General features: G+C 59.4%; 21 protein-coding genes. 11 read left to right on the forward strand and 10 right to left on the reverse strand.

All coding sequences use genetic code 11. The annotated features are described in order from the left end of the window. Positions 1-85: 85 nt before the first annotated feature. From DIC75_RS02665 to DIC75_RS02680, 4 genes are all read right to left on the reverse strand, one after another. Positions 86-2323 carry a sulfatase-like hydrolase/transferase gene (locus DIC75_RS02665; protein WP_250986462.1) on the reverse strand — a complete coding sequence of 746 codons (2238 nt, stop codon included), beginning with the start codon at positions 2321-2323 and terminating at the stop codon, positions 86-88. A 93-nt stretch (positions 2324-2416) separates the two neighbouring features. Then, positions 2417-3796 carry a class I SAM-dependent methyltransferase gene (locus tag DIC75_RS02670; RefSeq protein ID WP_250986463.1) on the reverse strand — a complete coding sequence of 460 codons (1380 nt, stop codon included), beginning with the start codon at positions 3794-3796 and terminating at the stop codon, positions 2417-2419. 509 nt (positions 3797-4305) lie between these two features. Further along, positions 4306-7620 (reverse strand): S8 family serine peptidase, encoded by a 3315-nt coding sequence (locus tag DIC75_RS02675; RefSeq protein WP_434220817.1) that lies wholly within the window; start codon positions 7618-7620, stop codon positions 4306-4308. A 309-nt stretch (positions 7621-7929) separates the two neighbouring features. Then, entirely contained in the window at positions 7930-8334 is a 405-nt protein-coding gene (locus DIC75_RS02680; protein ID WP_250986465.1) for a hypothetical protein, read from the reverse strand. Between the two features lie 223 nt (positions 8335-8557). Here DIC75_RS02680 and DIC75_RS02685 point away from each other — a divergent pair, with 223 nt between their 5' ends. The 6 genes from DIC75_RS02685 to ablB all read left to right on the forward strand — a co-directional run bounded on the left by DIC75_RS02685 (position 8558) and on the right by ablB (position 13360). Continuing rightward, complete coding sequence (locus DIC75_RS02685; RefSeq protein WP_250986466.1) at positions 8558-8725, forward strand: hypothetical protein; 168 nt, start codon at positions 8558-8560, stop codon at positions 8723-8725. 267 nt (positions 8726-8992) lie between these two features. Then, positions 8993-9184, forward strand: coding sequence for a hypothetical protein (locus DIC75_RS02690; protein ID WP_250986467.1), 192 nt, complete (start codon positions 8993-8995; stop codon positions 9182-9184). Next, a complete protein-coding gene (locus tag DIC75_RS02695; RefSeq protein ID WP_250986468.1) occupies positions 9181-9510 on the forward strand; it encodes a type II toxin-antitoxin system PemK/MazF family toxin in 330 nt (109 codons plus the stop codon). Before DIC75_RS02690 ends, DIC75_RS02695 begins: the two co-directional genes overlap by 4 nt. A 429-nt stretch (positions 9511-9939) precedes the next feature. Next, a complete protein-coding gene (locus DIC75_RS02700) occupies positions 9940-11076 on the forward strand; it encodes a glycosyltransferase family 2 protein (protein WP_250986469.1) in 1137 nt (378 codons plus the stop codon). Between the two features lie 141 nt (positions 11077-11217). Continuing rightward, entirely contained in the window at positions 11218-12531 is a 1314-nt protein-coding gene (kamA, locus tag DIC75_RS02705) for a lysine 2,3-aminomutase (RefSeq protein WP_250986470.1), read from the forward strand. Continuing rightward, on the forward strand, positions 12521-13360 hold the full coding sequence (gene ablB, locus DIC75_RS02710; protein WP_250986471.1) for a putative beta-lysine N-acetyltransferase: 840 nt from the start codon (positions 12521-12523) through the stop codon (positions 13358-13360). Before kamA ends, ablB begins: the two co-directional genes overlap by 11 nt. A gap of 18 nt (positions 13361-13378) precedes the next feature. Here ablB and tfrB read toward each other — a convergent pair whose 3' ends face one another. Then, positions 13379-14842, reverse strand: coding sequence for a fumarate reductase (CoM/CoB) subunit TfrB (tfrB, locus tag DIC75_RS02715; RefSeq protein WP_250986472.1), 1464 nt, complete (start codon positions 14840-14842; stop codon positions 13379-13381). After that, positions 14839-16470 (reverse strand): fumarate reductase (CoM/CoB) subunit TfrA, encoded by a 1632-nt coding sequence (gene tfrA / locus DIC75_RS02720; RefSeq protein ID WP_250986473.1) that lies wholly within the window; start codon positions 16468-16470, stop codon positions 14839-14841. Before tfrA ends, tfrB begins: the two co-directional genes overlap by 4 nt. 72 nt (positions 16471-16542) lie before the next feature. Here tfrA and DIC75_RS02725 point away from each other — a divergent pair, with 72 nt between their 5' ends. Both DIC75_RS02725 and purM read left to right on the forward strand, forming a co-directional pair. Continuing rightward, positions 16543-17931 (forward strand): aspartate kinase, encoded by a 1389-nt coding sequence (locus DIC75_RS02725; protein WP_250986474.1) that lies wholly within the window; start codon positions 16543-16545, stop codon positions 17929-17931. After that, complete coding sequence (purM, locus tag DIC75_RS02730) at positions 17924-18922, forward strand: phosphoribosylformylglycinamidine cyclo-ligase (protein ID WP_250986475.1); 999 nt, start codon at positions 17924-17926, stop codon at positions 18920-18922. Before DIC75_RS02725 ends, purM begins: the two co-directional genes overlap by 8 nt. Before the next feature lie 275 nt (positions 18923-19197). Here purM and DIC75_RS02735 read toward each other — a convergent pair whose 3' ends face one another. From DIC75_RS02735 to DIC75_RS02750, 4 genes are all read right to left on the reverse strand, one after another. Then, the gene (locus DIC75_RS02735) at positions 19198-19434 is read right to left on the reverse strand and encodes a hypothetical protein (protein ID WP_250986476.1); all 237 of its coding nucleotides are present in this window, start codon (positions 19432-19434) and stop codon (positions 19198-19200) included. A 78-nt stretch (positions 19435-19512) separates the two neighbouring features. Beyond that, the gene (locus tag DIC75_RS02740) at positions 19513-20040 is read right to left on the reverse strand and encodes a ZPR1 zinc finger domain-containing protein (RefSeq protein ID WP_250986477.1); all 528 of its coding nucleotides are present in this window, start codon (positions 20038-20040) and stop codon (positions 19513-19515) included. Next, positions 20040-20417 carry a cell division protein SepF gene (locus DIC75_RS02745; RefSeq protein WP_250986478.1) on the reverse strand — a complete coding sequence of 126 codons (378 nt, stop codon included), beginning with the start codon at positions 20415-20417 and terminating at the stop codon, positions 20040-20042. Before DIC75_RS02745 ends, DIC75_RS02740 begins: the two co-directional genes overlap by 1 nt. 50 nt (positions 20418-20467) lie before the next feature. Further along, complete coding sequence (locus DIC75_RS02750; RefSeq protein ID WP_250986479.1) at positions 20468-20965, reverse strand: RNA-binding protein; 498 nt, start codon at positions 20963-20965, stop codon at positions 20468-20470. 110 nt (positions 20966-21075) lie between these two features. Here DIC75_RS02750 and DIC75_RS02755 point away from each other — a divergent pair, with 110 nt between their 5' ends. Genes DIC75_RS02755 through purF form a run of 3 tightly spaced genes read left to right on the forward strand, consistent with a single transcriptional unit; the run spans position 21076 to position 22948 of the window. After that, entirely contained in the window at positions 21076-21303 is a 228-nt protein-coding gene (locus tag DIC75_RS02755) for an LSM domain-containing protein (protein ID WP_011843085.1), read from the forward strand. Positions 21304-21319: 16 nt separating this feature from the next. Next, the gene (locus DIC75_RS02760; protein ID WP_082122590.1) at positions 21320-21502 is read left to right on the forward strand and encodes a 50S ribosomal protein L37e; all 183 of its coding nucleotides are present in this window, start codon (positions 21320-21322) and stop codon (positions 21500-21502) included. A 9-nt stretch (positions 21503-21511) separates the two neighbouring features. Next, on the forward strand, positions 21512-22948 hold the full coding sequence (purF, locus tag DIC75_RS02765) for an amidophosphoribosyltransferase (protein WP_250986480.1): 1437 nt from the start codon (positions 21512-21514) through the stop codon (positions 22946-22948). The last annotated feature ends 6 nt before the right edge of the window (positions 22949-22954 follow it).

Genomic DNA, 22954 nt, shown 5'->3' on the forward strand with positions numbered 1-22954 from the left:
TCTGTCGAAATTTATCACCTTCGAATCCGGCCAAGGTTTTTGGGATGCTATAGGGCCGGGCGCCGATCTGGAGTATCCCGTTCTATCATGTTTGTGTCCATAGTTGTCCACCTTCTATTTCCATTGAGTGAACAGCTATTGCTAAATCCCTTTCATCCTCCGATCGCCCCAGATCTTTAGGTGATGTAGCATCAGGGAACTCAAAGGCAATATACTGGATTTCTCCCTCCAGTACATTATGAGGTATTAATACTGTCTTTTCCTGGGTTCCAGGTTGATCAAACAGCCACTCGCCTACCCAGTGCTCATTCACGTAAACAGTCACCCGCTGCTGGTCTAATGCCTCCCCACTGAGATAGGGAGATGCTGTGATTTTAAGAGCGAGGTCTGAATCTGTGTTTTCCGGTTGAACTGCCAGTACAGCATTATGACCATCAGTCCAGGTAAATCCCTCTTCTGGACCAGACCACCCGGCGAGTTGATATGTCTGTGCGTTCCCCTCTTTTCCAAAGAGAATCTCTGTTTCAGATTTATATACCGGTAAAGGTATAAGGCCTTGCCCAGGCTCGTAGATCTGAACAGTTGGTGCCCAAGAGTTACGGAACCAACTATGACCATTTATGGAATATTCTCTCAAAGGGGGGAGGTAATCTAACTCAAGATAATACTGCCCACTTTTGTTCGTACTTAAATATTGGAAGTATTTTCGCTCCCTTGTGTCTGATTCATTGATCGATAAAATTGACTGCCCAGAAAATTCATCTGGTATCTGTAGTTCGGAAGTTATTGTTCGTGGAACATCCCCAAGCGAAACAGGTGCATCGGATATAGATAGATGCCCGCTAGCATTAAATGGCTTTACAAGCACAAGTGGTGTTCCTTGTGCAACCATTCTCCAGTTCTCCCGGTATTCGTCGCCATCCAATGCGGGGCCTATACTCAATAGATCCGTGTTCACTATGTTTTGGACTCCATGACCTGCGCTAAGGGCGCCGTGATCACCAACAATGATTATTAATGAGTCCTCGTAAATGTCATGCTCCTTTAGTTGCTTAACTAACTCTCCTGATATTTTCAAAGATGCTTTCGCCTGCTCTTTATAACCTGTTTCGTTAAATGGTAGATCCTCATAATGCAAATCCGCATTTAAGTTAAGTGGGCCATGAGGTCCTACATTGTGATAAAACTTGAATGTTTTCTCTTCGCTTGATACATTAAATTCTGAAATGAGTGTATTATAGAAGGCAAGGTCATGGGGAGTGCTATCGCCTCTATTCGTCCCTACGAATGGCATAAAATGAAAATGGCTTTTTAAAAAGTGCGGCATGTATCTAAACAGGGTAAGATGTTGTAATTCTATCGTCCCCTTCATCGCGTCAGTAACTCTATCCACCTGACCTCTTTCTGAAATCCCTATGTTCGATGCAACTTCCTTACTCTGATATATTGTGTGCTGTAATAGAGGATATAAATCAACTCTATAGCCATTCTTCATCAATGTCTGTGGGATGGAATTATTCGAGAATGTGGTTTTAACAAATTCAGATCTAGGAATTGAATTGTCATAATATTCGCCGGTTAATATTAACGGAATCGAAGCGTCTGTATGTGGGTATCCTCCGGCAGCATTTCTGTAATAGATAAACCCATCAAACATCTCACGATATTCATCATTCTCATCAATGATCTCTTGAAAGATGTCTGATCGGAAAGCATCCAGCACCAAAATAACAACATTCTGTTCCTTTGAGAATTCAAACATAGTTGTATCGTCATATCCGATGGCGTAACTCTTCCACTCTGGCTCATCGGGTGCTTGGTATACTTCGGCAGCCAGTCCTCCTCCCTGGACCAAGAGCAAAAGAACGCTTGCTACAGCGATATGTTTGTAGATGGAGGGGGCTTTGAAGAGTGCAACACCCAGAACCGCAATCCAAACTGCCGAATCGATGATACCATTGAGGAGATAATCATTCCAGATAATCTCTCGCCCATCAAGTACTCCATAGTCCCAGACCAGAACGTGGCCCTGAATCCAGAATAATAGCCCTAATGCAGATACGAGGGCCACTGCGCGCTGGTGGATTGTCCCTTTAAGGATGAGGAGGATTGCCGAGATTATGGCTGCTGCGGCAAGAGAATAGGCTAAAAAAATCCAGATCATATCTGAATAGAAGTACGGGATCTCCAGGATATTCCCGTAATACATATATGACGGGCCAAAAAACAGTACCGTAAGCGACAGGAGAAATGCCGCGCCAATAGATGGGGCCCTTTTTCCCGGGTCACTGAGAGTGTTTTGAATTCTCTCTTTAATCGTCATGAAACTCCTCATTGAATTATGATTCGTTTTGATTTTCTAGCACAAGGCACATATTCCCATGGAATCGGTTTCCCGACAATATGCAGTATCAAATTACCTCTTCTTCATGAGATAGAGCACACGCAAGGAATCCTCGATAGGCTCTTTCCTGATGATGGAGAACTGTTCCCCGAACCTCTCCTCAAATGCATCCTGCGAGTAATCCACAAACACATCCTCCCGGTTCGCGAGCAGCTTCCGGACTTGCGAATCCCCCTTCGGCACGAATTCGATCACGAGATGTTCCGCGATCTCAGCGAAGAACCCGGCAATCCTCTCGAACGGGACGTTGTTGGAGATGGCGAGGTGGTGGATCAGGGCAAGTGCAAAGACCATGTCCACGGGCCCCCGTCCGATCAACGAATCCCGTTCTGCATTCTGCCAGCCTATCCCCGGGCTCGGGTTCGTGAGATCGAGCATGAGAGGGAGAAGGTTCTGCTCATTGCTCTTCCGGATATCGAGGGTGTTTAGCTCCACACAGGCAGGGTCGATGTCAAACGCAACAGTGGGGATGCCGCGTTCGCTTGCAAGCCGGGAGAAGACCCCGACATTTGCTCCAAGGTCCCAGACCGACCGGGGACGGTCCATGTCCAGAAACTCGCCGACAAGCTTCTTCTTGTGCTCTAATCCGGCCGCCGAGTAGTTTGTCTCGGTGTAGTAGTCGGCCCACTCGGTCCCGGCGGGCCGCCAGTCCAGGCCCTTGACGGCGTTGGACAGACTGTCGAGCAGACCCAGTAGAGCGTTCCTAGCCAGGTTCGGGCGCTCGATGGTCTCGTGGGTATCCGCATACTTTGCCTGGCTCTTCGCGTGCATGTGGATGTGCATGGCGAGGCCCGGTTTGAGCCGGGTTCGCCCGGGCAGGAGAGAACTCGCGAGATCCAGGGGGACGCCGTCGATGTAGACCCTCAGCAACTGGCCGAGCCGGATATCCCGGTGGGCCATGAGTGCCAGCGGTGCAAGGAAGTGCTGGCAGAACTGCCGGTATGCCACCCAGGGATCCCCTTCCCGGTAGCGCTCGAATGAGAGGGTATCGATGAAGAGCGCTCTCCCTCTGTGGAACTGGATGTTGTAGGCGCTGGCGTCCTTGAGGGTCATCCCGTGCTCCAGCGCGATCCGCTCGACATCCAAAGTGACCAGCGCAGCTTCTTTGAGCTGGCTGAATGACCACTCGTAGGGATAAGAGACGAAGGATATCTCTTCGGGTTGGATGACGATGTACGCATTTCCGGGTTGTTCCGAAGGGATATCGACCTCTTTGTGGGGGATCAGGGCCTGTCTGGAGACAAGGTTCTCATACAGGCCGGACTGCATGAGGCAGTCATAGTCCTCACGGCAGGAGTTGTTGATCTGCCGGTATAATACATCGTCCCGTCCAAAGAGAAAGCCGCCGGGATCTCTGAAAGAGCTGGGAAGAACACCGGATTTAGTCTTCATGGTCAGCGGACTTGGGTCTGAATCGATCCTTGAGTTTCTGCCAGTACATCTTTAGTGTGAATGCTACGCCCAACCCGACTGCGACCAGTAACTGCCAGATCATACTCCCCACACCGGGATCCAGATATGCAGAAACCGATTGAGGGATAACGATCAGCGCAATGAGAACTAGTAAAAAGTGCCGTAACTGCAACATGATCACCTAGTGACTAATTACTTAAATTGTTGATAGAACATGGTATATACCGCTTACGAATCGGCTGTCGATAGAGTTAAGCTCAGCTAACTGTTGTCTGCGACCCGTAAGATCTTTTAAGCAGAAATGCCTGCTGAAGAGGCGGTTTTGTAAATATCCCTCATAGAGAGGGAGTGGATATGTCTGGAAAATGTTGAAAATCTATCAGCCCTTTCTTCACGTGGTCGGGATCAAAACCTCCATTGGTCAGAACAGTGTCATATCATCCCTTTCATCGCCTAGCACCGCTCAGCGGGATCTGGTTACCCCCGAATCAGGTCTTTGTGCTGGTGTTCTGCACGATGACAGAAATTGTATCATTCTGTCCCGCGGTCATGGTTGTAGGGATAGTTGTAGGGATAGTTGTAGGGATAGTTGTGGGGATGGTTGTAGGGATGGTTGTAGGGATGGTTGTGGGGATGGTTGTAGGGATGGTTGTGGGGATGGTTGTAGGGATGGTTGTGGGGATGGTTGTAGGGATGGTTGTAGGGATGGTTGTGGGGATGGTTGTAGGGATGGTTGTAGGGATGGTTGTAGGGATGGTCTCATTTACGACGACCGTGTCCACCGTTGGCGTTGCTGCGGTCACCTGCACGGTCTTTGCGAGGGTCTCCCCGAACCACTGGTGTGCCTCCCAGACCATGCGGTACTGGGGAGTGTAGGTGCCTGCCGTTGCGGGTGCGGTCATGGTGAAGGTGAAGGTGTGGGACGCTCCCGGGGCCACGGTCACTCCTGCGGGAAGTGGAACCCGTCTTGGCCCGAACAGAATCGCTTCACCCGCGGTGCCACCGGCAGCACCCAGCCGGATCTGGTCTCCCTCGGACCAGGTTTTTGTGCCGGTGTTCTGCATGGTGACGGACACCGAGGAGCTCTGTCCTGCAGTCATGGTTGCGGGGATGGTGTCACTTACGACGACTGCGTCCACCGTTGGCGTTGCTGCGGTCACCTGCACGGTCTTTGTGAGGGTCTCCCCGAACCACTGGTGTGCCTCCCAGACCATGCGGTACTGGGGAGTGTAGGTGCCTGCCGTTGCGGGTGCGGTCATGGTGAAGGTGAAGGTGTGGGACGCTCCCGGGGCCACGGTCACTCCTGCGGGAAGTGGAACCCGTCTTGGCCCGAACAGAATCGCTTCACCCGCGGTGCCACCGGCAGCACCCAGCTGGATCTGGTCTCCCTCGGACCAGGTCTTCGTGCCGGTGTTCTGCATGGTGACGGACACCGAGGAGCTCTGTCCTGCAGTCATGGTTGCGGGAACGGTATCACTTACGACGACTGCGTCCACCGTTGGCGTTGCTGCGGTCACCTGCACGGTCTTTGTGAGGGTCTCCCCGAACCACTGGTGTCCTTCCCAGACCATGCGGTACTGGGGAGTGTAGGTGCCTGCCGTTGCGGGTGCGGTCATGGTGAAGGTGAAGGTGTGGGACGCTCCCGGGGCCACGGTCACTCCTGCGGGAAGTGGAACCCGTCTTGGCCCGAACAGAATCGCTTCACCCGCGGTGCCACCGGCAGCACCCAGCTGGATCTGGTCTCCCTCGGACCAGGTTGTCGTGCCGGTGTTCTGCATGGTGACGGAAACTGCGTAGCTCTGCCCGGCAGTCATGGTTGTGGGGATGGTGTCGGAAACAACTGCGGCGTTATTCACTGTGGCAACGGAATTTACTGCGTTGTACGCGTTGATCCGTCCCCCGGTCGCAACCTTGCCGGTAAGCGAGGGTTTGGCATCGACGGTGTTGAGGATGGTCTGCTTGATCTGACTGGTGGAGAGGCCCGGAGCGGCGGCTTTGACGAGCGCTGCAAGTCCGGAAACGTGCGGTGTCGCCATCGACGTGCCACTCATGTAGCCGTAGGTGTTCGCGTTGACGGCGTTGCGAGATACCTCTACATCATCGATGTAGTAACCGTCGTAAGTATAGATATCGTCAGATATGAACCTGAACCGCAGGTAGACACTGGAATCGCCGCAGTAACTGGAGAGATCGACGCTGGCGATATACCATGCATTACTGTAATCGCCGGTAACCACAGAAATGACGTCCCACGTAGCTCCGTCATGAGAGCACTCGATAAGAAGCCCGTCGTAACTGTACTCGGCGTTGCCCCGTAGGTAAAAAGTCAGCACCGATGCAGAGGAGGGAGAGAGGTCGATCGGGTTCTTCCGGGTTAGTGCGCAGTTAGCGTTGTTCGCATAGTAACCGCCGGGGCTGTCGGTGACGCTCGAGGGAGCGCTGTAGTAGGCTGCCGTGGTCAGCCCCCACGGGCTCTGGACGTTCCAGTTGGCAAGCGTCGTCATGCTGTCCGAAAAAACTGTCGTGTAGCCCGGAACGGTGCTGTAGATACTGGCCCCCGGTGCGGCGACGTCGACGGTGGTGGCGCCGTAGTTCGAGAACGACGCCAGGTTGTCGTTATGGTCGGTCGCCGCCACCGCGATGATGTTTGCGCAGTTGTAGTTCGCCGGGTAGTGAGGGATCGCGTCGTTGTTTGTACCGTCGTTTCCTGCCGCGCAGACCACCACGGCAGGAGAAGCCGCGATAGCGGTTTGGACGGTAGAAACATAGTTAGTTCCTCCGAAAGAACAGCTGATGACGTCGGCGCCCATCATGGTGGCGTACGCGAATGCCTCGAGTTGATCGACTGTGGTAAGCGCTCCTGCCGCAGATCCTGCCTTCAGGGGCATGATCTTCGTGTTCCAGTTCACCCCGACGATGCCCTTTGCGTTGTTGCCGACTGCAGCGATTGTTCCGGCGCAGTGGGTGCCGTGCCCGTTGTCATCGTAGGGGTCGTTGTCGTTGTTGACGAAGTCCCACCCGTGGACATCGTCGATGTAGCCGTTCCCGTCGTCGTCGATGCCGTTGCCGGGAATTTCACCGGGATTTGTCCAGATATTTGCTGCAAGGTCCTGGTGGGTGCAGTCTACGCCGGAATCTATCACGGCCACGACGACACCCGTCGAGCCCTGTGCGAGATTCCAGGCTTCCGGCGCGTCAATGTCGGCGTCTGCTGTCCCTCCAGTCTGGCCGGTGTTGTGGAGGCCCCAGAGGGCATTGAACTGAGGATCGTTCGGTGTTTGATCGAGCCGGTCGATGTAATTCGGCGATACGGAGAGCACGTTCGGATCGCTCCGGTAGAAGTTCACCGCTTCCTCGACGCTCGTCTCGGAGGAGAGCTGGACTAACTGAACGCCGGCAAGTCCGGTCCGGGTGAAGTCCTTCTTGACACTGCTTCCGATGCGTGAATGCACGCTCTGGGAGATCTCCTGACCGTTTGCCGATTTGATCGTAGCGGTTGGTTTGAACTCGACGATCACCTCCCCAGGAACGTAATCGAGACCTTCAGGTCCCGCATGGGCATCGAGTTGACCGACAACGGGAGCGAGGTCCGTGAACGAATCTTCAGTAAAATATGGCGATGTGTTATTCTTGGTTAACGGCAATTTTCCGCTTTCGTTCACAGGCACCAATTCGGAGGTCGAATAATTACCGGACTCAGTGAATGATGCGTTGTCGTCGGGCTGCGCGGACGCAGTGGCACTTAGAGTGAAGAAGATAAGCAGAATTATGAAAATGAACATTTTTAAGAATTTTCTTGCCATTTGTTTCGCCTTCTGAGTTCTTTATTAATTACAATGGGGTGTATTTTTCATTATAAAAGTATTTCGAAAATAAAAGTTAACATCTGCGGGTTTTTTGGAAAAATAAAATTCACTCGATATATTTATCGGCAGGAACTCAACTAAGAATCACGCGATATCACCAGGAATTAGGACTCAATCGTCTGCCCCGCAATCCACATCTCCAACATCCGTTTCGGCATCTCAGCCTTGAACCGGGGGATCGGGAAAGGGACGGGACTATTCGCCTGCACCACTCCTCAGCCGTCAGGGGACTCCATGCGGATGCGTCTATATCGACGCTCCAGATTTCGTCGTCCCCGGCGGCACCGTGCTCTTCACGACGACGGTGTGGGGGTCCTTTCCGCCGCAAAGCGCCTCCCCGATCGACCGGCTCGCCGCGGCGACCATCGAGAGGTCGGCGCTCCCGTCGGCTGCCGGCGGGGTGCCGACGCAGATGAAGGAGAGGTCCGCGGCGGCGACCGGATCGTAGTCCGTCCCCGCGCCGAGCCGCTTGCCGGCGTGCTTTTCGAGAAGTGCATCGAGGCCCCGCTCGTGGATCGGGGCGCGCCCGGCGTTGATCGCCGCTGCCTTCCCCGCATCGATCTCGACGATCTCGACGGTATGCCCGAGTTCGGCAAAGCAGGCCCCCGTGACAAGGCCGACGTAGCCGCCGCCGACGACAGTTATCCGCATCGTTTCGTGATCCTCCGGTCCGTTACGTCAAAATTGGGTTTAGGAAAGTTAAAAGATATCTTATTGGAGAAAGGGATGCCGCCGGGTTTTGGGCGGTGTATAATGATTATAGTGCGAGTGAATGGATACATCGGGACAATGCCGGTAAAGTGGGTGCCCCGTCTCGCCCATTGCAGTCTGTCCCTATGCATCAGCTGCCCCCGGATAGCCGGTTCCCCTCCATATGAACGATGCCGCGACGACGCCTGTGGTCACTCCGGTCAGCGGCGTTGCTGCTGGCGGCGACCTGGATTTCATGGGGATGAGCGTTCAGGGAATAACTCATTCTCTCTTCTTCGGTTCTGCTGAAATGCTCCTGGCAACCGATATTGCCCGGTTATCGATGAGGTAAGCGATATGATTCCTGTAAATGGGTGTGTGAACCCCCCGATCAGGAGAGCAACGACCGGAATGGACAACATTTGTTCTGCATGGAACATAATTGGACCAATGAGTGGAAAAGGTTCTGTGCGTGTTCAATCGCATATTCCACGTGCGAAAAAGAAGAATTCCGGGGAGATGGCCGATGCCTGGTCCCGAGACTGTGCAGACGATTGCCAAACGCAAAGATTGATAGGATATCCCACCGATCATCTGCATAATTCTTGTGAGGACACTCATGACCAGCATCGAAGCAGACGTCAGGGAGATCAAGGAGAGCATCAGGGAGCTCACCAAGAAGATCGATCTTCTCCTCGATGAGCGGGAGAGGATGGCAGTAATGAAACTCTCTGAGCGGTCGCTCTCTGCCTTTCTCCTTGAGGAGCCCGACCTCTATACCGTCCGGGATGTCAGGGCTGTGTACCGATGAAAGGGACGATCGTTCTGATACCGTTTCCCTTCACCGATCTCACGGCAACAAAGCTGCGTCCTGCACTCGTCCTCTATGAAGGTGACCGCGATGTTGTCCTTGCCTTCATCTCGTCAAAGATCCATGCCGGACCCGCTTCGGCAGGGGTTATGGTGACCACTTCCCACGCAAGTTTCTTGAAGAGCGGTCTCAAAGTCGATTCAGTGATCCGACTGGACAAGATTGCAACAGTCTTGAAAGATTTGATGGTCGGTGAACTTGGAGAACTTGATGACGACCTCAGGGCTGAGGTCAATGCAAAACTCGCTGTGCTGTTCCGGCTCTGACCCGAAGCGAAGGCTGACCCTTCGGACTCTCCAATCGACGAGACCCCCGGGCTTGTAGAGATATCCACTGCAAACGGATCCCTGTAACCCGAATCGGGCCTCTATATTGTGATAGCGGTGTTCCCCTGCTTTGCCGCAAGTCAAGCAGCCGGATTAGTGTTGAGGTCATTCTAAAATGCGGTGGGGAAGTGCTCCTCTCTCTTCTGTTCCGGTCCCGGGTATCTGGGGAAGCCGTCAGATGTGAACATCCCCGGCTGCCAACTGCCCGTGCGGACTCTCCTGGGAGCACCGACCACCCTGGTGGTACTTGAATAGTCGGGTTCGGAAAAAGTGGGGTTATTCCCTGAGCACATGCCGGTTCCAGTCCACCAAACCCCGCACTCCAATCGATACACTCTATACGCCCAGAGGCCGATACTATTCCAGAAAATGGATACCCCCGCCCTCTCCGTCGTCCTCCCCGCACTCAACGAGGAAGCCACCATCGGCGAGTGCATCGAAAAGATCCGGCAGGTCTTTGCCGATCTTTCGATCGACGGCGAGATCATCATCGCCGACTCGTCCGACGACCGGACGGCGGCGATCGCCCGGGACCTCGGGGCCACGGTCGTCCGGCCGGAGAAGCGGGGCTACGGGAACGCCTACCTCGCGGGGCTCGCGTGCGCCCGGGGGGATTACATCGTCATCGGGGACGCGGACAACACCTACGACTTCCTCGAGATCCCGAAGTTCCTCGCTCCGCTCGATGCCGGCGCCGACATGGTCCTCGGCTCCCGGCTCCGGGGAGAGATCCGGCCCGGGGCCATGCCCGCCCTCCACCGCTACGTGGGTAACCCCCTCCTCACCCGGCTCCTCAACCGGGTATTCGGCATCCGGATATCGGATGCGCACACGGGCCTCCGGGCGTTCCGGCGGGAGGCGCTCGAGCGGCTGAACTTGAAGACCGGGGGGATGGAGTTTGCAAGCGAGATGATCATCGAGGCGGCGAAGGCCAACCTCCGGATCGACGAAGTTCCCATCACCTACTCCGCCCGGGTCGCGCCCTCGAAACTGCAGAGCTTCTCCGACGGCTGGCGGCACGTCCGGTTCATGCTCCTCTACCGGCCGATCCCCTTCATCACCGTCCCCGGGCTGCTCTTCACTATCTTCGGCTTCTTTTTGATGGTCATCTTCCTCTTCCGGGGCGACGTTGAGACCTCGTTCATCCACTCCTTCATCCTCGGCGCCCTCTTCTTCGTCGGCGGGCTCCAGGCGCTCTTTGCGGGGATCAACATCGCCGTCTACTCGGCCGTCCAGGGCTACGGCGAGGCAGGATCGTTCATCTCCCGGCTCATGAACTACCACAACCTCGAGTGGGAACTCCTCGCCGGTATCCTGCTGATGGCCGGCGGCGGCCTCGTCGGGCTCGGCATCCTCCGGGACTGGGCCGCCACAGGGTTCGGCCCGCTCTTCCAGATTGCAAACGCCGTCTGGGCGCTGGCCCTCTTCCTCGCCGGGATGCAGGTCGTCTTCTCCGGGATCTTTACGAGCATGATGCTCCTGAAACGCGGCGAAGGGCCGGACTGACGCCCCGCGAACCGCCGGGGCAGGGCGCTCCGTCCCGCAATATCGATTTTAAATGCTCTGTTTGCCATTCAGGGCCCGTTAATCTGAGATCGATCCTGTTATATATGGTTGGCGGTACAGTGTGACCCGGAGGAACTGCAAATGGTCATTTTATCAACCAACCAGCAGGAGATAGCAGAAAGGATCGATGCAGGCACCGCCGCGGAAGTCTGGCGGGACTGGAGGTGGCAGGTCCGGCATGCGATCACCGATATCTCCACGTTCGAGCGGCTGCTCGGCGTATCGTTCGGAGAGGACGACCGGCGGGCGCTGGAAGAGACCGCGAGCAGGTTCCCCCTGCGGATAACACCGTATTACCTCTCGCTCATCGACGCGAAGGACATCTGGAACGACCCGATCTTCATGCAGTGCTTCCCGTCGCCGGCCGAGCTGCAGGTCGAGCCTGATGATCTGGCGGACCCGCTCGCCGAGGACGCCGACAGCCCCGCCCCCTGCATCACCCACCGCTACCCCGACCGGGTGCTCTTCCTGGTCAGCAACGTCTGCGCCATGTACTGCCGGCACTGCACCAGGAAGCGGAAGGTAGGGGACGTCGACTCCATCCCGTCGGAAGCCGAGATCGTCGAGAGCCTCGACTACATCCGGGAGAACCCCGGTATCCGGGACGTCCTCCTCTCCGGGGGCGACCCGTTCATGCTCCCCGACGACTACCTCGACTGGATCCTGACCGAACTCGACGACATCGAGCACGTCGAGGTGGTCCGGATCGGCAGCCGGATCCCGGTCGTCCTCCCCTACCGGGTCACGGAGGACCTCGTCGCGATGCTTGCCCGCCACCACCCGCTCTGGGTGAACACCCACTTCAACCACCCGGCGGAGATCACCGCGTCCTCGGAGAAAGCGCTCGCACGGCTTGCCGATGCCGGCATACCGCTCGGTAACCAGACCGTCCTCCTGGCGGGGGTGAACGACTGCCCCCGGATCATGAAGACCCTGGTGCAGAAACTCGTCCGGAACCGGGTCCGCCCCTACTATCTCTACCAGTGCGATCTCTCCGAGGGGCTCGCCCACTTCCGCACCCCGGTCTCCAAGGGGATCGAGATCATCGAGAGCCTCATCGGGCATACCAGTGGTTTTGCGGTCCCGACCTACGTCATCGATGCTCCCGGGGGCGGCGGGAAGATCCCGGTGATGCCCCAGTACCTCATCTCCTGGGCCACGAACCGGGTGGTGCTGCGCAACTTCGAGGGGGTGATCACCACCTACCGGGAGCCCGACTCCTACGAGCCGGTCTGGTGCGACCGCAAGTGCGCGACCTGCGGGCAGTACCTGAGGCTCGAGGGTGCGGACGAGTCCAGAGCGGTCGGGATCGTCAAACTCCTCTCCGACGAGGACCCGACGACAGCGCTCGTCCCGGAGCACACCGAGCGGTTCGAACGGAGAAATGACAACTGATACTGTCACGACGATCGGCGGCACCCTTGTCCAGCACGGGCGGGTGAGCGACCGCATCTACGTGATGCACCTCTCCCCCCGCGACCTCCCCGGCATCCTGGACGACCTGGACGGGCTCGCACAGAGAGAGCGCTACACAAAGATATTTGCCAAGGTGCCCGCCTCCGCCCTCCCCCTCTTCCTCGCCCGCGGCTACGTCGTCGAGGCGCGGGTTCCCCGGTTCTTCCGGGGCAGGGAAGACGGCTGTTTCGCATCAAAGTTCCTCGACCGGAAACGCCGGCAGGAGTCGGCCGATACCGCCGGGGTTCTCGCGGCCGTCCGTGAGAAGGCCGGCGATGCCCGCCCTGCCGGCCTCCCGCCGGGCTGGAAATACTCCGTGGCAACGGAGGACGACGCCGACGACCTTGCCGCGCTCTACGGTGAGGTCTTTGCGACCTACCCATTCCCCATCGCCGATGCCGGCTACCTGCGGGAGACGATGGCCGGGGACTACCGCTACTTCAGCGTCCGCACCGCCGACGGCAGGCTTGCCGCGGCCTCCTCGGCGGAGATCTACCCCGACGACGAGAACATCGAGATGACCGACTTCGCCGTGCACCCGGACTTCCGGGGCCGAAACCTCTCGGGCTATCTCCTCTCCCGGATGGAGGAGGAGATGTGGGCGGCCGGGATGAAGACCGCCTTCACCATCGCCCGGGCGCTCTCGTATTCGATCAACATCACGTTTGCCCGGGCCGGGTATGCCTGGGCCGGAACCCTGGTCAACAACACCAACATCTGCGGCGGGTTCGAGAGTATGAACGTCTGGTATCGGCCGCTCGCCGGGTAAAAAAGAGTTCTTCGGAGTTTACGCAGAGCCCTTCCGCTCCGCGTCCTTCTTTTTGTAGCCCTCAAGCAGGATCGTCGTCAGGTTCTTCACGGGTGCGTCCGTACTATCCGCAATATGGAACTCGCAGAACGGACAGACCGTCACCACCACGTCCGCACCGGTCGCCTTCACGGCCTCGTCGCGCTTCGCCCCGAGCGCTTTCGCCTCCTCCGGCACCCCTGACCGGACGCCGCCGCCGGCGCCGCAGCACTGCGAGGGCATCTCCACGAACTCCCGGACGGCCTGCCGGAGAAGCACCCGCGGCTGCTCGCTGATCCCCTGGCCCCGGAGGAGGTGGCAGGGGTCGTGGTAGGTCGCCCTGACGTCGAGCTTCGCCGGGAGCTCGATCCCGTACTCCGTCAGGATCTCGGTGACGTCTTTGACCTCGAACGGCGTCTCGTAATCGTTCTTCAGCGTCGCCCCGCACCCGGCGCAGATCGTCATCACGGTCTTGATCCCCCGGCGGGCGAAGGCCTCGATGTTCTTCCTCTTCAGGTCAGCGACATACGACGTCTGCCCCGTCCGGATCAGCGGCGAGCCGCAGCAGACCTGGTCGTGGGGGACGATCACCCGGATCCCGTTGCGCTTCATGACCTCCATCGCGTCGAGCGCCGTCTGCGGCACCCGGCCGTTGAACATGCACCCGACGAAGAACCCCACCTCGCCGCGGACGGGGCCGTCGGGCTCGATCACCTCGGGCACCTGCTCGAGGAAGGTCGGCTGCGTCCGCTCGACGCTCCGTCCCGTCTCCTGCACCAGTCGCGCCACCTCCTGGTGGCGGGGGAGGGTCAGCCCGCGGCGGTTCGCGAGCTCCCTGAGCTTCTCGATCGCCTTGCCCGGGACGTCGATCTCCTTCGGGCAGACCTCCGTGCACCGCTTGCAGGTCGTGCAGTAGAAGAGCCCTTTCTCGATGGCGTCGGTGATCCGGTCCCCCGAGTCCCGGGGGTCGAGGGCGAGGCGCATCTCCTGCCGGAGCACCGTCGGCCCCGCGAACTCCGTCACCTGGAGGGCCGGGCAGGCCGATACGCAGGAGAGGCACTCGATACAGTCCCGGAGCGGCTTGATCGCCTCGATCTCCTCCAGGGACGGGAGTCCTGCATCCGGCGCCGGACATATCCGGGCGATCTTCGCGATGACCGGGCTCATGTCCACCGTCAGGTCCTTCAAGACCGGGAGGTCCAGCGGCTCGATCGTCATACCGTCGCGGGCCTCCTCCATGCAGGCCAGGCCGGGCTTCCCGTCCACCCGGACGGCGCAGCTCCCGCACTGCCCGGACCCGCAGCAGTAGCGGTAGGCGAGCGTCGGGTCGTGCTCATCGTGGACCGCGTGGAGGGCGTGGAGCACCCGGGCACCCTCATTTACCCGGACGGCGTACTCCTCGAAGTGCGGCTCCGCGTCCACGGCCGGGTCGAAGCGCGAGACCCGGATCGTGATCTCCTTCATGCCGGCACCTCCCGCCGCTCGATCCCTTCATGCGCGAGCGAGACGTAGGTGTGGGAAAACGGCGAAGTCGCCGGGTCCGTCGCGACCTCAGCGTCCAGCCGGACGTGAGCCCCCCGGTTCTCGGGCCGCAGTAGAGCGCACCTGACGATCAGGGACGCCGTAGTGCACATGTTCCGGATCGTGCAGCACTCGAGAAGGTTCGCGGTCGAGGCAGCGCAGAGCCGCTTGTCCGCCAGTCGCCGGACGTGCCCGAGCGCCGTCCGGAGGTCGGGGGCGTTCCGGAAGATCCCGGCCTGGTTCCACATCGTGAGTTTCAGGTCCTTCCTGACCTCTGCAGGGCTTATTACTCCCTCGAAGAACCCATCGAGCATCCGGGTTACCTCATCGACCCGGGCGGGATCGATCCGGCCGCTCCGTTCCGGTGCCTTCCCGGCGAACTCCCCGGCGCGCTTCCCGAAGACCTGCGTATCCGCGAGGGCATTCCCGCCGAGGCGGTTTGCGCCGTGCACCCCCCCGGTCACCTCCCCGCAGGCGAAGAGGCCGGGGATGGTCGTCCGGCACTCCGGGGTGATCCGGAGCCCGCCCATGATGTGGTGGGCGGTGGGCGCCACCTCCATCGGTTCCCGCCGGATATCCACGCCGAACGCGAGGAACTGCTCGAGCATCACCGGGAGCCGGGTCTCGATCCTCTCTCTCGGGAGGTGGGTCACGTCCAGGTAGACCCCGCCGCGGTTCGTCCCCCGGCCCTCCAGCACCTCGGTCGCGATCGCTCTCGCAACCACGTCCCGGGTGGAGAGTTCCATCCGCTCGGGGTCGTAGCGCTCCATGAACCGCTCCCGCCGCGCGTTTAAGAGGATACCCCCCTCGCCCCGGACCGCCTCCGTCACCAGGCGACCGCGGGCGTCGTAGGGGTAGACCGCGCCGGTCGGGTGGAACTGGACCATCTCCATGTCGATCAGTTCCGCACCCGCCCGGTAGGCCATGGCGAACCCGTCCCCGGTTCCGGCGGCGGAGTTCGTGGATATATCGTAAGCCTGCGTCCCTCCGCCGGTCGCGAGCACCGTGGCGTCGGCCCGGAAGAGCATGGGGTTCCCGTCCCGGTCGAGAGCGACGGCGCCGGCGACGGCGCCGTTCTCGTCTTTTACGAGGTCGACGACCGAGACCTCCTGGTAGAGGTGTGTATCGGTCGCGTCGAGCCGGTCGAGGAGCGTCATGATCATCTCGTGGCCGGTCCGGTCCCCGGCGTAGCAGGTCCGGGGGAACCGCTGCCCGCCGAACGGCCGCTGCGCGACCTGTCGGTCTTCCGTCACGTCGAAGACCGCACCCCACCGGACGAGGTCCGCCATCCGTTCGGGGGCCTCACGGGTCAGTGCGTCCACCAGAGCGGGGTCGTTGAGGTATGCCCCGCCCTTCAGCGTGTCCTCACGATGAACCTCGACGGAATCCCGGTCGCGCAGCACGGCGTTAAACCCGCCTTCCGCCATCGTCGTACACCCGCCCTTGCCGGCGATGGTCTTGGAGACCAGGACCACACCGCCGTACCGGGAGGCCTCGACGGCAGCCCGTACCCCGGCGCCGCCACTTCCGATAACCAGCACGTGCGCGTCCACAATCTCGTCTACAAGCATCTTATTAGTCGGTGCGTTGTATAATACCATAAAGTAATTGCAGGGGACAAGTGAGCCAGAATGAGGCTTTTAATGAAATTTGGCGGCACCTCCGTCGGTGAGGCAGACTGTATCCGGCGGGTCGCAGACATCGTGGAATCGCACCGTGCAGCAGATGACGAGGTCGCGGTAGTCGTATCAGCATGCTCGGGGATCACCGACCAGATCATCGCGGTGGCCGATGAGGTCATAACGAGCAAGGAGCAACCCCCGATCGGGACGCTTCTGTCGGCGATGCGGACCCGGCACACCCGGCTCCTCGGCGAGACGGCTCCCGACTACGTCGACGAGGTGACGGCGGTCATCGACGACCGGCTCACCCGACTGCAGAACATCCTCACCGCGGTGCATACCCTCAAGGAGCTGACTCCCCGGTCCCGCGACTACATCATCTCCTTCGGAGAGCGGCTCTCCGCCCCGATCGTGAGCGCCGCCCTCCGGCAGCGTGGCATCTCCTCGGTCGTCCTCGACGGCGCCGAGGCCGGGATCGTCACGACGGCGAACCACGGGGACGCTCGCGCCCTCCCCGCGAGCGAGACGAGCATCCGGAGCCGGGTCGCCCCGCTGCTCGTCGATGCCGTCCCGGTTATCATGGGCTTTATGGGAGCGACCGAGCAGGGCGTCATCACCACGCTCGGGCGGAGCGGTTCCGACTACTCGGCCGCCGTCGTCGGCGCCGGGATCGATGCCGACGAGATCTGGATCTGGACCGATGTCGACGGGGTGATGACCTCCGATCCCCGGATCATCAAGGATGCTCGGGTCCTCGACGACATCTCCTACCTCGAGGTGATGGAACTCTCCTTCTTCGGTGCAAAGGTCCTCCACCCGCGTTCGATCGAACCCGCGATGCAGAAGGACATCCCGATCCGGGTCAAGAACTCTTTTAAGCCCGAAGTCCCCGGCACCCTCGTCCTTCGCGACAAGCACCAGGAGAAGCGGGTGGTCAAGGCCATCGCCCTGATCGAGAAGGTGGCGCTGGTCAACATCAACGGCGCCCAGATGGTCGGCCGCCCCGGCGTGGCGAAGACGATCTTCTCCGCGCTTGCCGAGCGGGAGGTGAACGTCATGATGATCTCGCAGGGCTCAAGCGAGGCCAACATCTCTCTCATCATCGACGAGTCTCACCTGGACGCCGCCATCGGGGCCCTCAACCCGATAGCGAAGCAGGGTATCGTGCGAGAGGTCACCTACGACCGGGACGTCGCCGCGGTCGCCGTCGTGGGTGCGGGGATGGCCGGCACCCCGGGGACGGGGGGCCGGATCTTCTCCGCGCTCGGCCGGGCCTCTATCAACACCATGATGATCTCGCAGGGCTCAAGCGAGGTGAACGTCTCGTTCGTCGTGACAGACGGGGACGGCAAACGTGCCCTGCAGGTACTGCACGACGAATTCCGTCTCTCGGAGAACTCAGATGACTGAAGAAGAACATACCTACCGCAAAGCCGGGGTCGATATCGACCTCGAGGCCCGGGCGGTCCGGGCGCTGATCGACGGCCTCACCTACCGGAGGACCGGCGCGTTCCCGATGCTCGGGAAGGTCGGCCACTTTGCCGGGCTGATCGACTGCGGGCCGTACGTTCTCGCGCTCGCGGTCGACGGCGTCGGCACCAAGATGCTCGTCGCGGACGCGCTTCGTGACTGGAGCACCGTCGGGATCGACTGCATCGCGATGAACGTCAACGACCTCTACGTGATGAACCTCGAACCGGTGGCGTTCGTCGATTACATTGCGACCGACGCGCTCTCGCCCGAGAAGATGGCCCAGATCGGCGAAGGGTTGAACGAGGGGGCGAGGCTTGCGAACATGAACATCGTCGGCGGCGAGACCGCGACCCTCAAGGGGCTCGTGAACGGCCTCGACCTCGCGGGAACCTGCCTCGGGGTCCAGAAGAAGGAGAAGGTCGTCACCGGCGAGGGGATCGTCCCCGGCGACCTGATCGTCGGGGTCCCCTCGAGCGGCGTCCATAGCAACGGCTTAACGCTCGCCCGCAAGGTCGTCGAGGACTGCGGATCCTACGATACCCGTCTCTCGAACGGCAAGACCCTCGGCGAAGAACTCCTGACGCCGACCAGGATCTACCACGAGGTGCTCCGGGTGACGGAGGTCTGCACCGTCCACGGGATGTGTCACGTCACCGGCGGGGGCCTCCTGAACTTCCAGCGGCTCACGGAGTACGGGTTCTCCATCACCGATCCCCTCGCCGTCCCCGTCATCTTCCGCTGGCTGCAGGAGACCGGCGGGATCAGCGAGATGGAGATGTACCGCACCTTCAACATGGGCATGGGCTACGCTTTCGTCGCCCCGGCCGAAAGCGTGGCCGCAATTCAGGCGGTCATCCCCGACGCCCGGGTGGTCGGCGAAGTGACGGAAGAACCCGGTGTGCGGTTGAGAGGTGCGACGGTTCGTTAGAACCGGAGCTTGAGAGAACGCGAAGCGTTTTCGAATGCGACGGACGGAACGTCCGGAGCACGAGCACCGCAGGAGCGGAGTTAGGGCACCATTAGATGCCAATAACTCTCATCTCCCTTTAAGTTCTGTACGTCCGCGCTGTTATCCGCAAGATCACGGCACTCATCGTCTCTTCGGTCGTGCTCGCACCTGGAGGTGCTCACTACGTTCACGTATACTAATGCTTCACGCGAAGATGCGACCAGTCATGTTCCGTTCGCCACATTTTCTTCCGTTCACGCCCCGCCGCCTGCCTCCTCGAAGTAGTGCAACGCCTCGGGGACCTGTTGCCGGACCCGCTGGAGGAAGTGGTTTGTAAGGTCTGGGTCGGCTATCCTGAGCGAGTGCTGCATCGCCCGCTCCGTCTCCTTGGTGAGTTCGCCCCGCTGGTCCATCTCCGTCTTGATGTCATGGACGGCGTTTTCGACCTCCTCTTCGCTCTCCCATTTCAGCACAGATATCGTTCGTGCCATTTGCATTCACCTCAGGGCGTCGCGTATGGGAGGAGGTCCTACTTTAGATTAACCCCTGAGGGGCAAAAAAGAAAGGTATCAGGTTTCTTCCCGATCAAGGAGCATCTTTTCGGCTTTTTCACTGACAAGCGCGCTGTTCCCGGCGGGGTCCTCGAGGATCACCGTGAATGGGAAGGCCACCTCCCGTGCAGCGCCGATCGTCTCCTGCATCCGGAGTGCGGCCGTCCGCTCGTCGTCGCTCTCGGGGTTCGCGAGGATCGTCTCCAACGCCTGCTCGAAGCGGGAGAGGACTCCCTCGATGTTGGTGACGAACCCTTCGCAGGCGGTGCCGGGCTCGACCTTCAGCCCGAGTTCCGGGATCTCGATCGTCCCCGTCGTGCTCCGCGCCACCCGGATGGCGAGGTCGTCGGGCTCCTCGACCCGCACCGTCCACCGGACCGGGTCGCCCTCCCCGAGGATGATGGTGTCGGTATGCCGGTAGCCGCATGCGTCGCAGGCGATTGCGACGAGCAGGAGGTCGGAGAAGTGGGGGATCTCCAGGCGGTGATAAACGATCCGGATCTCGCCCCCGCACGCGGGGCAGGTTCCCTGATAGGAATCCCGCACTAGATGCCACCGCCGATCTTCTCGCGGGAGACCTTGACGGACATGGGCGTGATGAGGACGTATTTCTGCTCCCCGAGGCCGACGATGTCGCCGTTCACGTCCTTTGCCACGTCGCGGAGATCCTTTAAGACCCGCTCGAACGTCACTTTGTCCATCTTCAGCCGCCCGATATCGACGATGACGATGTTGCCGTTGTAGACCTCGTCTTTGACGCGGGGGGTGTCTTTGAGGTCGGCGATGGTGGCGATCTTGATGTACATGGATGCCGGTGCTTCTTCGTTCGATCCCTCGTAGGAAGCGAGGTCGAGTTCCATGTAGTCCTCTTCATTTTTTGCGGGACTTTTACCGAGGATGCTGTCAAAGAGCTTTTTAACCATAGAAAAAGTGAGGAATGAATTTTATTTAATAGTATCTTTTAATTTCTCCGTTATATCTCAAGATTCCAGATATCGTCCCCGACATAGTGGACGCTTTTGACCGACTTGCCCTTCTCCTGCCGCTCCATATCGGCGGCATCGAAGAGCGCAATCCCGATTGCGAGCGGTTTGCCATAACGCTCCTCGACGACCTGTACGGGGTGTCCCGCCCGGATATCCGGCGAGATCGAGACGATCCCGGGGCGCATGGCATCCGCGCCGTTGGCGACGAACCTGACCGCACCGGCGTCGACCACCACCCGCCGCTCGGGGATCGGGTGCTCGATGAGGCCCCGCAGGCTGGGAAAGGCCCAGTCCCCGGAGGCTATCAGGAGCGGCTTTTTATCGACGAGGTAGATCCCGACGGAAGCATCCGTCTCCACCCGCTCGATCCGGTCGGATCGAAAGAGGTCGGCCGACGCTCCGATCTCGTCGGCAAGCTGACCCAGGAGATCGGCGATCTGTGACTTCCGGATGACGTGACGTTTTTTTACGGTGATCTTTGGCATGTAATCGATACCTCGAGGAAGTGTTAACCCTCGCGCAACAACGCGGTTATATTTAAGTAGCTTCCTCACTCAAATATATTACTCCAGAAAGGACGGCACAGGGTAATCATATGACGCCAAGACCGTTGGATATTTTAGATCAGGTACTGAATCGTCAGCCCGTCATCATCAGCCTGAAAGGTGGGAGGGAGATCCGGGGGATCCTCCAGGGATACGACGTTCACATGAATCTGGTATTGGATAAGGCAGAAGAAGAAGTGGACGGCGCGGCGCAGAAACTCGGCACGTTGATCGTCCGCGGTGACAATGTGATCTACATTACCCCTTCAGTTGAATAACATTAGGTGAGAGAGAATGTCAAAAGGCACACCCTCAATGGGCAAGCGGCAGAAGCGCACCCACATCGCCTGCAGGCGTTGCGGCAAGATCTCGTTCCACGCACAGCACAAGGTCTGTGCGGCCTGTGGCTTTGGCAGAAGCCGGAGAATCCGCAGTTACCGCTGGACAGAGAAGAAAGCAAAGGTACCGACGCATTAGAGTTGTATCATGTGTGGTATCGTTGGCATCGTCGATGCTGGCGGTGTCTCGTTTCCGTTGTATTATGCCCTGTACGCTCTCCAGCACAGGGGGCAGGAGAGCGCAGGGATCTCTACTTTTGAAGGCACGACCCTGTACACGCATAAGGACCAGGGGCTCGTTGCCGAGGTGTTTAACAGCCACACCCTGCAGGAACTGCGGGGCAACGCCGGAATCGGACACGTCCGCTACCCGACGACCGGGTCGAAGGTCCCGGAGAACGTTCAGCCGTTCAACTTCAGGTACCGGGGGCTCGACCTCTCTATCGCCCATAACGGCAACCTGGTCAACACGGACGAACTCCGGGAGGAGTACGAGCGCCGGGGGCAGATCTTCTGCACTACGACCGATACCGAGATTATCGGGAACATCATCGCCGATGCGCTCCGGACCTCAAAGAGCATGGAGGATGCCGTCCGGCTCTGCATGCGGCGGCTGCGGGGTTCTTACGCCACCGTCGCGCTCTTGAACGATACCATCTATGCCTTCCGCGACCCGCTCGGCATCAAACCGCTCTGCATCGGGAGGCTCGACCACGGCTACATCGTCGCATCGGAGAGCGTGGCGATCGATGCACTGGACGGCACGTTCATCCGGGACGTGCTGCCGGGAGAACTCATCCGTATCGATGCAAACGGGCTCTCGTCCGTCCAGGTCGCGACCGCGAACAGGAGGGCGCACTGCATCTTCGAGTACATCTACTTCGCACGCGCCGACTCGGTCATGGACGGGACGCTGGTCTATGACGTGCGGCGCCGGATCGGGCAGAAACTCTATGATGCGAACCCCGTCGAAGCGGATACGGTCTGTCCGGTCCCCGACTCCGGCATCGCGTACGCCGCCGGTTACGCCGAGCGGTCCGGGATCCCGTTCGTCGAGGGGCTGATGAAGAACCGCTACATGGGCCGGACGTTCATCATGCCGACCCAGCAGCAGCGGGAGCGGGCGGTCCGGATCAAACTCAACACCGTCAGGGGAAACCTCAAAGACAAAAGGGTGGTCCTCATCGACGATAGCATCGTCCGGGGGACGACGTCCCGCCGGATCGTGAACATGATCCGGGACGCGGGGACGGAAGAGATCCATCTCCGGGTCGGCTCCCCGCCGATCGTTGCCCCCTGCTACCTCGGGGTAGATATGCCCACCCGCGCGGAACTGATCGCGAGCGGCAAAGAGATCGAGGCGGTGCGGGCGAGCATCGGTGCGACGTCGCTCACCTACATCCCGCTCGAGGATCTGGTGGAGGCGATCGGGTGCGGTGAGCGGAACCTCTGTATCGGGTGCCTGACCGGGTGCTACCCGGTGGATATCAACGGGGAGAAGAGCTGCCACTCTATCGTGGACTACGTGGCCGGAACCCACCAGTCCGACCTCTCGACCTTCAGGACCGGGAAGGAACGGACTTGACACTCT

Origin of the sequence: Methanoculleus oceani, from assembly GCF_023702065.1 — an archaeon.
Taxonomy (GTDB): Archaea; Halobacteriota; Methanomicrobia; order Methanomicrobiales; family Methanoculleaceae; genus Methanoculleus; species Methanoculleus oceani.